Origin of the sequence: Thalassotalea litorea (assembly GCF_043642205.1) — a bacterium.
In the GTDB taxonomy this organism is placed as follows: Bacteria; Pseudomonadota; Gammaproteobacteria; order Enterobacterales; family Alteromonadaceae; genus Thalassotalea_A; species Thalassotalea_A litorea.
In genome coordinates this window covers 17,334-29,341 of sequence record NZ_JBHZSG010000005.1, presented here as the reverse complement: position 1 = coordinate 29,341, position 12,008 = coordinate 17,334, and the positions used below count along the sequence as shown (strand labels likewise).

11 protein-coding genes are annotated in these 12,008 nt (G+C 44.4%); 2 read left to right on the top strand and 9 right to left on the bottom strand.

Features of this window, described 5'->3' with window-relative positions:
- Nucleotides 1-5: 5 nt before the first annotated feature.
- The 8 genes from fabF to yceD form a co-directional block, all read right to left on the bottom strand.
- On the bottom strand, nt 6-1,241 hold the full coding sequence (gene fabF / locus ACHUFQ_RS03915; RefSeq protein WP_394173169.1) for a beta-ketoacyl-ACP synthase II: 1,236 nt from the start codon (nt 1,239-1,241) through the stop codon (nt 6-8).
- 76 nt (nt 1,242-1,317) lie between these two features.
- The gene (gene acpP / locus ACHUFQ_RS03910) at nt 1,318-1,551 is read right to left on the bottom strand and encodes an acyl carrier protein (protein WP_136735294.1); all 234 of its coding nucleotides are present in this window, start codon (nt 1,549-1,551) and stop codon (nt 1,318-1,320) included.
- Nucleotides 1,552-1,877: 326 nt separating this feature from the next.
- Nucleotides 1,878-2,624, bottom strand: coding sequence for a 3-oxoacyl-ACP reductase FabG (fabG, locus tag ACHUFQ_RS03905; RefSeq protein ID WP_394173167.1), 747 nt, complete (start codon nt 2,622-2,624; stop codon nt 1,878-1,880).
- Nucleotides 2,625-2,636: 12 nt separating this feature from the next.
- Nucleotides 2,637-3,566, bottom strand: coding sequence for an ACP S-malonyltransferase (gene fabD / locus ACHUFQ_RS03900; RefSeq protein WP_394173165.1), 930 nt, complete (start codon nt 3,564-3,566; stop codon nt 2,637-2,639).
- A gap of 12 nt (nt 3,567-3,578) precedes the next feature.
- The gene (locus ACHUFQ_RS03895) at nt 3,579-4,538 is read right to left on the bottom strand and encodes a beta-ketoacyl-ACP synthase III (RefSeq protein ID WP_394173163.1); all 960 of its coding nucleotides are present in this window, start codon (nt 4,536-4,538) and stop codon (nt 3,579-3,581) included.
- Nucleotides 4,539-4,547: 9 nt separating this feature from the next.
- Nucleotides 4,548-5,576, bottom strand: a complete 1,029-nt coding sequence (gene plsX, locus ACHUFQ_RS03890; RefSeq protein WP_394173161.1) for a phosphate acyltransferase PlsX — start codon at nt 5,574-5,576, stop codon at nt 4,548-4,550.
- Nucleotides 5,577-5,587: 11 nt separating this feature from the next.
- On the bottom strand, nt 5,588-5,758 hold the full coding sequence (rpmF, locus tag ACHUFQ_RS03885) for a 50S ribosomal protein L32 (RefSeq protein ID WP_138318033.1): 171 nt from the start codon (nt 5,756-5,758) through the stop codon (nt 5,588-5,590).
- A 23-nt stretch (nt 5,759-5,781) separates the two neighbouring features.
- Nucleotides 5,782-6,294 carry a 23S rRNA accumulation protein YceD gene (yceD, locus tag ACHUFQ_RS03880; RefSeq protein WP_394173158.1) on the bottom strand — a complete coding sequence of 171 codons (513 nt, stop codon included), beginning with the start codon at nt 6,292-6,294 and terminating at the stop codon, nt 5,782-5,784.
- Nucleotides 6,295-6,517: 223 nt separating this feature from the next.
- Here yceD and ACHUFQ_RS03875 point away from each other — a divergent pair, with 223 nt between their 5' ends.
- Nucleotides 6,518-7,108, top strand: coding sequence for a Maf family protein (locus ACHUFQ_RS03875; protein WP_394173156.1), 591 nt, complete (start codon nt 6,518-6,520; stop codon nt 7,106-7,108).
- Between the two features lie 67 nt (nt 7,109-7,175).
- On the opposite strand, the gene rluC is transcribed toward ACHUFQ_RS03875, so the two are convergent.
- Complete coding sequence (gene rluC, locus ACHUFQ_RS03870; RefSeq protein ID WP_394173154.1) at nt 7,176-8,180, bottom strand: 23S rRNA pseudouridine(955/2504/2580) synthase RluC; 1,005 nt, start codon at nt 8,178-8,180, stop codon at nt 7,176-7,178.
- Between the two features lie 675 nt (nt 8,181-8,855).
- Here rluC and rne point away from each other — a divergent pair.
- Nucleotides 8,856-12,008 carry a ribonuclease E gene (rne, locus tag ACHUFQ_RS03865; RefSeq protein ID WP_394173152.1) on the top strand — a complete coding sequence of 1,051 codons (3,153 nt, stop codon included), beginning with the start codon at nt 8,856-8,858 and terminating at the stop codon, nt 12,006-12,008.

The window sequence follows — 12,008 nt, the reverse complement described above, 5'->3', positions numbered from 1 at the left end:
AGAAATTAAATCTTTTTAAACAGTAAAGAGCCGTTAGTGCCGCCAAAGCCAAAAGAGTTGCACAACGCATATTCTAGCTGTGCATCACGGGCCTGATGGGGTACGTAATCAAGATCGCAACCTTCGCCAGGATTATCCAGATTGACCGTCGGCGCAATGGCTTGGTTGACCAGAGACTGAATCGTAAATATCGCTTCCGCTGCCCCTGCTGCACCTAACATATGACCGGTCATGGATTTGGTTGATGAAACCGCCATTTTGTAAGCATGCTCACCAAATACGGATTTCATACCATTGGTTTCGGCAATATCGCCAGCGGGCGTTGATGTGCCGTGAGCGTTAATATAGCCCACTTGCTCTGGGTTTACTTGAGCATCGCGAAGTGCATTGCTCATTGCCGCTGCACCGCCGCTACCATCTTCTGGTGGCGATGTAATGTGGAATGCATCGCCACTCATGCCAAAGCCGGCAAGCTCGGCATAAATGTTAGCGCCACGCGCTTTAGCATGCTCATATTCTTCAAGCATAATCACACCAGCACCGTCACTTAATACAAAGCCGTCACGATCTTTATCCCAAGGTCGAGAAGCTTGTTGAGGTGCTTCATTGCGAGTTGATAATGCTCGCGCTGCGGTAAAACCGCCAATACCTAATACCGTTGACGCTTTTTCTGCGCCGCCGGCCAGCATCGCATCGGCATCGCCATAGGCGATCATGCGTGCGGCATGACCAATATTGTGTACGCCGGTCGTACAGGCAGTCACAATGGAAATGTTTGGTCCTTTTAACCCATGCATGATGGATAAATGCCCGGAAATCATATTCAAAATTGTGGCTGGACAAAAAAATGGCGACAGTTTTCTGATCCCATTTTTAAGAATTTTTTCGTGGTTTTCTTCGATTAAACCTAAGCCGCCGATACCTGAACCAACGGCAACACCTATCCGAGGGGCATTTTCGTCGTTAATTTCCAGACCTGAATCAGCTAATGCCTGATTTCCGGCTGCGATCCCATATTGGATGAACAAATCCATTTTACGGGTTTCTTTTTTGGCTATACCGAAAGATTCCGCATCAAAACCTTTGATCAGGCCTGCGAATTTGGTGGGAAAGTTGCTAATATCAAAATGTTCAATTGGGCCAATACCGCTGGTTCCTGACATCAGTTTTTGCCAGGTAGATTCAGGGTCATTTGCCAATGGACTTAGTAAGCCCAGTCCAGTTACCACAACTCGGCGCATCACGAATCCAATCTCCGTTTGAAAAGAATAAAAACAAAAAAGGCGGTATTAACCGCCTATTTCGAATCAATATTGATTAGCTGTTAGCTGTAACGTAATCAATTGCAGCTTGAACAGTAGTAATCTTTTCCGCTTCTTCATCAGGAATTTCAGTGTCGAATTCCTCTTCAAGAGCCATTACTAGCTCAACGGTATCTAAAGAATCTGCACCTAAATCATCAACAAAAGATGCTTCATTTTTTGCTTCTTCTTCTTTAACACCTAATTGCTCAACAATAATTTTTTTAACGCGTTCTTCGATAGTACTCATTTTTTTTCCTTTACTAAAATTAGCAATTATAAAAATTGCCTGTAGTTTATTCGCCAACCGGTCACCATGCAAGTATTTATCAGTAAATTACAGCTGGTCAAACCTGATGACTTATCAAATATTTATCGCTCAAAGATGGACGAATAAAAAATCAATTATTTACGTCGAGCCATCGATTTGCAAATCAATGAACGAACGGTCAAGGTTCGATCAATGCGAATTTTTATGAACTATTCTCTATAAAAAAGCGGAGATAATCAACCCACCATTAAACGGAGATTATCTTGCCTGTCATAAAAATAGTGGGACTTAAATCGTTAATCCCATTACGCCATATACATGCCACCATTAACGTGAATCGTTTCACCGTTAATGTATGCAGCAGCATCGGACGCTAAAAATAATACCGTGCTGGCAATTTCTTCTGGCTTACCCAGGCGATTCGCAGGCACTTGCGAGAATATCGCTTGTTTTTGTTCATCACTCAATGTTTGGGTCATATCTGTGTCTATAAAACCCGGAGCAACCGCGTTAACCGTGATTCCGCGAGAAGCCACTTCTTTGGCTAATGATTTGGTAAAACCAAGCAGCCCTGCTTTAGCTGTCGCGTAGTTTACCTGCCCGGCATTCCCCATAGAACCAACAACAGAACCTATGCTAATGATGCGACCCGAACGGTTCTTCATCATTGGGCGCATTACAGCTTTGCTTAATTTATATAGCGACGACAAATTAGTGGCGATAATATCGTCCCATTCATCATTTTTCATTCGCATCATTAAATTATCACGTGTGATACCGGCGTTATTTACCAGAATATCTACACCGCCAAACTGTTCTTTGATCGCCGCAAATAATTCATCCACGGAATCTTGAGACGTAACGTTCAAAGCAAAGCCTTTCCCCTGCTCACCCAGATAGTCACTGATCGCGCTGGCACCCTTTTCCGATGTCGCGGTACCAATAACAGTTGCACCAGCACCTGCCAGTTGTTGGGCAATTGCTTTGCCGATACCACGGCTGGCACCAGTCACCAATGCGACTTTACCGTCTAAATTAAAAAGTCCTGACATAATAAATCCTTGTTAATCCTCAAGAGCTGATTGAATGCTTTGAGTTGTGTTTATAGAAGTGCAAGATACTGCCTTATCGATTCGCTTTGTTAGCCCTTGTAACACTTTTCCGGGGCCTGCTTCAACTAACGTATCGACACCTTTTGCAGCCATCGCTTTAACCGTTTCGGTCCAGCGCACAGGGCTGTATAGTTGTCGAATTAGCGCATCTTTGATTTGCTGTGCGTCGCTATAAGCCGAAACATCAACATTATTAATGACTGGGATCTGTGGGGTATTGAAAGTGATGTCGTTTAAATCTTTTGCTAATTTTTCTGCCGCGCTGGCCATTAACGCACAATGCGACGGTACACTAACCGGTAATGGTAATGCTCGTTTTGCGCCAGCTTGCTTACACAGCTCACCTGCCCGTTCTACCGCTGCTTTGTTGCCTGCAATAACGACCTGACCAGGAGAGTTAAAATTAACCGGAGAAACGACCTCTCCTTGCGCCGCCTGCTCACAGGCTGTTTTGATCGCATCGTCATCTAGGCCAATAATGGCATACATAGCGCCGGTACCTTCAGGCACGGCTTGTTGCATATACACACCACGACTTTCCACCAGTTTTACTGCCGTTGCCAAGGATAAGACCTCGGCACATACCAAGGCTGAATATTCACCCAGACTATGACCGGCTAATAAGGCAGGGGCATTACCGCCCATTTCCAACCAGACTCGCCACATTGCCACACTGGCTGTAAGTAACGCCGGTTGAGTAATGTGAGTTTGATTAAGTTTTTCTACAGGGCCTTGCTGAATTAATTGCCACAGGTCATAACCTAAAGCATCAGACGCCTCTGCAAACGTTTGTTGTACCGTATTGTTGTCGGCAAAATCCGATAACATACCAAGTGATTGTGATCCTTGTCCTGGAAACACAAATGCTAGATTTGCTTGCATATTATATCTCTTTTAAAAACGAACCAGAGCTGAGCCCCAGGTAAATCCACTACCAAAGGCTTCCATTAGAATAATTTGTCCACGTTTGATGCGACCGTCTCGTACGGCTTCATCTAACGCTGTAGGAATGGTTGCGGCGGAGGTATTGCCATGCTTATCTAAGGTAACGACTACCTGATCCATAGACATCGAAAGCTTTTTCGCGGCGGCAGAAATAATACGCAGGTTTGCTTGATGCGGTACAAGCCAGTCGATATCTGATTTGTCCATATTATTATGAGCCAACGTTTCCGTAACAATCTCGCTTAAGCGAGTTACGGCAAATTTGAACACCTCGTTACCTTTCATATAAAGATACGCTTTTTCTTCGGTCAGCAAATCGCCACGTTTAGGCGAATCTGCACCAAGCAAAGCTCCGTGTTCACCGTCCGCATGAAGATGGGTGGAAATAATACCCTGCTCTTCACTTGCTTCAATGATCACAGCACCGGCAGCATCACCAAAAAGAATAATGGTACTGCGATCCTTTGGATCACACATATGTGATAAGGCATCAGAGCCAATGACCAGAACTCGCTTAACCATTCCCGATTTAATAAATTGATCGGCGACGCTTAAGCTATAAATAAAACCAGAGCATGCCGCGGCTACATCAAAAGCAGGAATATTTGGCACATCCAGATATTTTTGTACATGACAGGCCGCACTAGGTAAGTCTACGTGGGAGCTGGTCGTTCCCATCACTATCATATCGATATCTTTGACATCCAAACCCGCCATTTCTAACGCATTTTTAGCGGCTTCTGCCCCCATATATGCAACATTTTCTTGTTCATTGGCGATACGGCGCTCTTTAATCCCGGTGCGTTCGGTGATCCACTGATCTGTGGTGTCCACCATTTTTTCCAAATCCGCATTGGTGCGCACTTGCTCAGGAAAGTAACTTCCTGTCCCAATAATTTTTGAATACATAACGTTTTGTTAAGACCTTTTGATTAATCCCAGTTCAACTTTATTTTTAATTTTCTCAGGAACTTGCCTTTCAACTTCTTTGACTGCTTCTAAAATTGCATTATAAAACGCAGTACTATTGGCATTACCATGGCTCTTAACCACAATGCCACGTAATCCTAACAGACTTGCACCGTTATACTGGTCGGGGTTCAGTCGTTTTAAGATTTTTTTTAAGGTTGGATTTAATAAAACACCCAGAAATCGGGTAAAAGGACTTTCATCAACGATCTTTTTGACCTTATCTAAGACCATTTTCGCGACACCTTCACAGGTTTTAAGCGCAACATTACCGACGAAGCCATCACAAACGATGACATCAGCTTTGCCCGAAAATATATCATTACCTTCAATAAACCCCGCATAATTAATGCTAGGGCTTGCGGTTAATAATGCTGCGGTCTGCTTGATGTGATCACTGCCCTTAATGTCTTCTTCACCCATATTTAGCAATGCGACTTTTGGCTGTTTGATGCCGTCGACCTGCTCTGCCATGACAGAGCCCATCAGTGCAAACTGGAATAAGGTATCAGAATTGCAGAAAACATTGGCACCTAAGTCCAACATAAACACATGGGAATTGCTGTCGCTAAGTGGTAGGTGAGTAATTAAGGCCGGACGTTCGACGCCGGGGATCATTTTCAGAACAAAATGCGCTATCGCCAGTAATGCTCCGGTATTCCCTGCACTGACACAGGCTTGTGCCTGTTCATCACGAACCAGGTTAAGCGCTTGGCGCATCGAAGAATCTTTTTTGCAACGCAGCGCAATTGCTGGTTTTTCATCCATGCTAATGGATTCACTGGCATGCTGAATAGACAGTTGTGGATGATTAGAAAGTTGTAGTGTATCGAGGTGGGATTGGATAATTTCTTCATCACCGCAGAGCACGAGATGAAGGTTTGGCAATGCTTCTATCGCCAATTTTGCTGCAGGCAAAGTTATAAGGGGGCCATGATCGCCCCCCATAACATCTAACGCTACCGTTAGACTCACCAAAGTGTTCTCGCTTATTTAGCGATAACTTTGACACCTTTGTAAAAGCCATCGGCTGTTACGTGGTGACGACGATGAGTTTCACCAGATACGCTATCTACTGATAGATTTTCTGCAGTTAACGCATCGTGTGAACGGCGCATGCCTCGTCTTGAACGAGACTTTTTACTTTTCTGTACGGCCATTACTTTACTCCTAAAATCACAAGTTACTTGAGTTGTTTCAATACATCAAATGGATTCGGTTTCTCAAGCGTATCCGGTAACTTCCCCCAAGTACTGTCGGCATCAGCCGGGCAATCTTCGAGTTCATGTTTCGGGATTAATGGAATCGCGAGAATTAACTCATCTTCCACTAATTCGCGTAAATTCACTTCACCATTTTCATCTAATTCTACGGCATCATAATACGAAGGCAGCTGACCGGCAGCTTCTTCGCCCTTCACAGGAGAATAACAGAATTCAACCTGCAAATCCTGCGAAAATTCTTCATTACAACGCTGACATGTTAAAGACACTGATGCCTGGGCTTGACCTGATAATACAATCAGACCCTGCTCGTCCACATCAAAGGTGACCTTTACATTTGCCTGCTCACCCTGACCTTTAGTCAAAGCTTGCAATCGTTCTAATCCAGATAACTCAAAATATCCTTCACATACCAAGCGCCGTTGAGCACTCTTATATGGGTCTATGGTTATCGGAAGTTTAAGGTTCTGCATAAGGCGCGCATGATAAAGGCTGTCGGTCCTTGTGTCAAAAGAAAATTAAACACATTGAGCTCATTCGCTCAATTAATGACATATTTTAACACATTGAATACGATCCTAAAGCGAAAAGTAGAAAAATAGCGTTAGCTTCCATGTTGTTAACATAGCTTTCGCTCTCGCCAGCTGTCAGGTAAAATTGATCGATAGACAATCCTAAACATAAGTACATTTTGCTATGAAAAAGATAGTGCTGGGTTCAACATCGATATTTCGCAAACAAATTTTAGAAAAACTAAATCTTAATTTTAAATGTGACAAGCCTGATATTGATGAAAGTCCCCTACCCGATGAGACGCCGGAACAATTGGTTGAACGCTTAGCAATAGGCAAAGCTAAAGAAGTCGCCAAAGGTCATCCCGATGCTCTGATCATTGGTTCCGATCAAGTTGCCGTGCACCAGGGAGACATTCTTGGTAAACCCGGAACCGAAGAGAATGCGATTAAGCAGTTACTGCGCTTTAGTGGTGACAAAGTCACCTTTTTAACCTCCTTGTGTTTATATAACAGCACCGACAATAGCTACGACGTCATCGTTGAGCCTTTTCATGTATATTTTCGCGAGCTGTCACATGCGCAAGTCAGCGCATATGTGCGGGCCGAACAACCTTTAAATTGTGCTGGAAGCTTTAAAAGTGAAGGTCTGGGAATTTGTTTGTTTGAGCGACTTGAAGGCGATGACCCCAATAGTCTGGTTGGCTTACCTTTAATACGCCTGACTAAATTACTGGCAAATAAAGGTATTGATGTCCTGGCGCAGCAAGCATAGCGGCAAAGAGATTTCCAAGTGACTTATGGTTAATCTCTTCTCTCCGCTCAATCTAATCCGGCATTCATTAGAAGGTTTTTATTTCCATTTTCGTTAATGCCGCGGTTAATTGTTGATCGTAGGGCGCTTCAAATTTTACCCGTGTATCATCTTTAGGGTGATTAAACTCTATGCTTGCCGCATGTAAAAACAATCGTTTTAACCCTATTGATTGCATACTGGCGGTAAAATCTTCCGCACCATATTTATTATCGCAGGCTATAGGGTGACCTTTAACCTGACAATGAACCCGGATTTGATGGGTTCTGCCGGTCACTGGAAACGCGCGCACTAACGTGGCACCAATGTAATGGGTCAACACTTTATAGCGTGTTTCTGATTCTTTTCCCTGCTGGTTATCCACCACAACCACTCGCTCGCCGGATTTAAGCTCATTTTTCTTTAAGCCTTCAGTAACCCGGGTTAGCTTTGTCGACCAGTGGCCTTTAACTAATGCGTGATAAAATTTCTGCACTTTTTTATGACGCAGTTGCTCGTGTAAATTACGCAATGCCGAGCGTTTTTTAGCAACCACCAAACAACCGGACGTATCTCTGTCAAGACGGTGCACCAGCTCTAACATTTTCGCATTGGGGCGCAGGGCTCGTAGCGCTTCGATTAAGCCAAAACTTAAACCGCTACCACCGTGAACAGCCATCCCGGAAGGTTTATTAATGACAATCAGGCAATCATCTTCAAAGATGATTTGTTGTTCCAGTGACGCAACCTTTTTTAATTGTGGCGAAATTTTTTCAGGGTTATCTGGCATCCGAATCGGAGCAACACGGACAATATCTTCGAGTTGCAATCGATATTCCGGTTTAATTCGTTTCTTATTTACCCGGATCTCACCTTTTCGCAATAATCGATAGATCATGCTTTTTGGCACACCTTTTAAGGTTTTTAATAAGAAATTATCGATACGCTGACCATCACTGGCCTCGTCAATCTCATGATATTGAACTTTAGGTTTGTCTGCAGACGATGCCGTTGATTGCGGTTTGTCGGCTGCCGTTGAAGAATGATTGCTCACGTATTTCACATACACTTGAATAAAACGAACATATGCCGGGATTTTAACACATGAGTAATCATTCTGCTGAGCTATATCGCTGCCAAGGGCAAAGATTTTGTCAATAAACTGACCATAGAATCGGACGACAGGCCAGTGTGTATTTCGCTTGAGCGAATTTAAGGAGAATTAAAGTTAATATAACGCGCCTTTATTGTTGCCTTAATCTACACTTTAGTGGGATAATGAACAGGTTATTGATGATTTTCCAATAACCATGAAAAAACGAAGCTCTTTATGAATTGTAAGAGGTTTGGTGCGGCAACGTCCCTGTACATATTATTAGCAAACCCTAATTTTCGGTTTGCCCGATACACGGATAGCATCGCCATTTGCTGGCTCTGATGTGTGTAACCTATCAGAAACTGCAGCATAAACATCAAATCCAGCATTAATGAGCAAAACTTAGATAAGCACAACACTGCTTTGAGTGTAACTAGTTAATACACGTTATTGCCAAATTGCTGTATTTGTTTGCAATAACGTATAGATAAACAATCAGATATAGAACAGACCCAGAACAACTGGCGTTGACAACCGTGAGGCTGACAACCCTCTGTTTGCTTAGCTATTGCTACGCAACGATTGCCTGCACTCTCGCATGTGTTGTGACAAAAAAATAGAGTCACACAATCAATGAAACGCATGTTAATTAATGCTACTCAGTCGGAAGAGCTCCGCGTAGCACTTGTTGACGGCCAAAGTCTTTATGATCTTGATATCGAAAGCCCTGGTCACGAACAAAAAAAATCCAACATTTATAAGGGTAAAATTACCCGCGTAGAACCTTCCCTTGAAGCCGCCTTTGTCGATTACGGTGCTGACCGCCACGGCTTCCTCCCAATGAAAGAAATTGCAAAAAGCTATTTTCCGCAAGGTTATAGTTTTCAAGGCCGTCCAAATATCAAAGATGTTTTAAGTGAAGGCCAGGAAGTCATCGTTCAAATCGATAAGGAAGAACGAGGCCAGAAAGGGGCAGCTTTAACGACATTTATCAGCCTTGCCGGTAGTTATTTGGTACTGATGCCAAATAACCCACGAGCAGGCGGCATCTCTCGTCGCATTGAAGGTGATGAGCGTACTGAATTAAAAGAGTCATTAAGCAAACTAGATTTACCAAAAGGCATGGGACTTATCGTCCGTACCGCTGGTGTTGGCAAAGATTATGAAGAACTTGCGCATGACTTAAATGTCCTTTTGCACTATTGGCGCTCCATCGATACTGTCGCCAGTTCAAAACCAGCACCTTTCCTAATTCATCAGGAAAGTAATGTTATTCTTCGTGCCATTCGAGATTACTTGCGTCGTGATATCGGTGAAATCGTTATTGACCGACCTAAGGTTTTCGATAGCATTAAAGAACATATCCAACTGGTGCGCCCGGACTTCATCAATAAGGTAAAACTGTATAAAGGCGATGTGCCGTTATTCACCCATTATCAGATTGAGTCGCAAATTGAATCCGCTTTCCAACGAGAAGTTCGTTTGCCATCTGGTGGTTCCATCGTTATCGATCCGACAGAAGCCTTAACATCTATTGACATTAACTCTGCCCGAGCAACCAAAGGCAGTGATATTGAAGAAACGGCTTTCAACACTAACCTTGAAGCCGCTGAAGAAATTGCTCGTCAATTGCGTTTGCGAGATTTAGGTGGTCTTGTGGTTATCGATTTTATCGATATGACCCCGGTTCGCCATCAACGTGAAGTTGAGAATCGTATGCGCGACGCCGTTCGTTCTGACCGAGCACGAATTCAGTTGAGCCGCATATCTCGTTTTGGCTTATTGGAAATGTCGCGTCAGCGTCTGCGTCCATCCATTGGCGAAACCAGTCAGGGTGCCTGCCCTCGCTGTAACGGTACAGGTCACGTGCGTGGGGTTGAATCACTGGCATTGTCGGTATTGCGTCTGATGGAAGAAGAAGCGATCAAAGACAAAACCAGCCAGGTGCATGCGCAAGTTCCTGTGCCTGTTGCCACGTACCTGTTAAACGAAAAACGCAATGCGGTTGGCCACATTGAGAAGCGCCACGACGTTAAAGTTTTGATTTTACCAAACCAGAATATGGATACGCCGCAATACGAAGTTATCCGTGTTCGTGACGATGAATCTACGTCACAAGCGAGTTACGAAGTAAAAGTTGCTGAGCCTGTGTCTGAAGAAGCGGTTATGCCGAAATTCCAGAAGGATGCGGTAAAACGTGATGAACCGTTGCTGCAGGGAATGACAGCTCCGCAAGCTACACCTGCGAAGAAGAAGCCGGTAAAAGAAGAAAAATCTGCAGGCTTGTTTGCCGCTATCGCTGCATTTTTTGCGTCTTTATTTGCGTCGGAAGAAAAACCGAAAGCAGATGCCAAACCACAGAGACACAACCGTGGTGGTCAAGACAAACGCGAACACCGTCAACGCAAGCCTCGTCAACAACAACGTCGTAATCGTAATCAAGACAAACGCGATGGCAATAGAGACCAACGTGACGGCACTAAAGACCAGCGTGGTGGCAATAAAGAAAACAAACCGAATGATAAGCCTCAAAACCGCAACGCCAAAAAACCGGCTAAACGTGGTCAAGATAAGCAGCAAGATAAAACGGTCACTGAAGAGAAAGTTGCAGAACGTCGTCAACGTCGCAATACCCGTAAAAAGGTACGTTTAAATAGCGATAAAGGCGAACAGAATGCGACCGATAGCAATGCTGTTCAGAAGCAGGACGCAAAACCGGTAAGCAAAGATAAACCGGCAAAAGCCAGCCCTCGCCAGGGTCAGAAAAAACAACCAGCGCCTGTTGGCACTCAGGAAGTGGTTGAAGCAAACGTTGAAGCCAATGTTGAAGATACAAAAGCAGCCCAAGCTTCGACGCCTGAGTCAGAGGTAAAACGGGATAATGAAGGAAAGAATCGTAACCGTCGCTCTCCTCGTCATTTGCGCTCTCATGGTCAACGTCGTCGTAAAGACAAAGAACAAGATGCCGCGCAGGCAACAGTTAGTGACGAAGCACAAGATACCGTAGAAACGGTTGATGATGCAGTAGTTGCTCGCTATCCATCGGTTGCAGAAACAGAACAAGGCGTGCAAACCTCTCTGGATTTATCTGCAGAAGAGCTACAACCGGCCGCTGAAGTTTCGCCTGAACAAGCGCCAGCGGTACCATCTGCGACGCCTTCACAACCAGAAGATGCAAGCACCCAACTGGAACTCGAAGTTTCCGGTGACCCTGTATCATCGACCGATAAGTCTGAAGTCGTTCCTGACAGTGAAGCCGCTGTTAAGGTAGATGAAGCGTTGGATACGGAAGATAAATCTGTTCAAGCTCAAGAGCAGACGCCTTCAACCGAAGACAGCAGCGCTCAGAGCGAGGCAGTTTCCTCCACTCTAAGTGATGTAAAAGCGCAGACACAGGCAGAAGATATCGCCCAGGTTGAAGATACAGTACACGCTCAAGATAGCATCGAAACGCCTGTCGAGTCGCAATCAGAGCAGGAAATCAAAGTTGACGTTGAACAAGCAGCTAGTGCTGACGTGCAAACCAACAGCGATAACAGCACTGATACTACAGAAGCAGACGTTGCCGTAGTGAAAAGCAAAAAGCCAGTAGCAAAAGTTCATAAACTTAGTGGCAAAGCGAATGCTCCGATGACGAAGCCAGAAATGGTAGTAGACAATGTTAATGCTGAGCTTCCGACTTCTGCACTGAATATTGATGAGCGAGCTGAATTTGGCCGGTCTGCAAGGGTTGCAAGTCAGGCATCAGCCACTAACCATAGTTTTGCGGGTCCAACGAAACCTTAA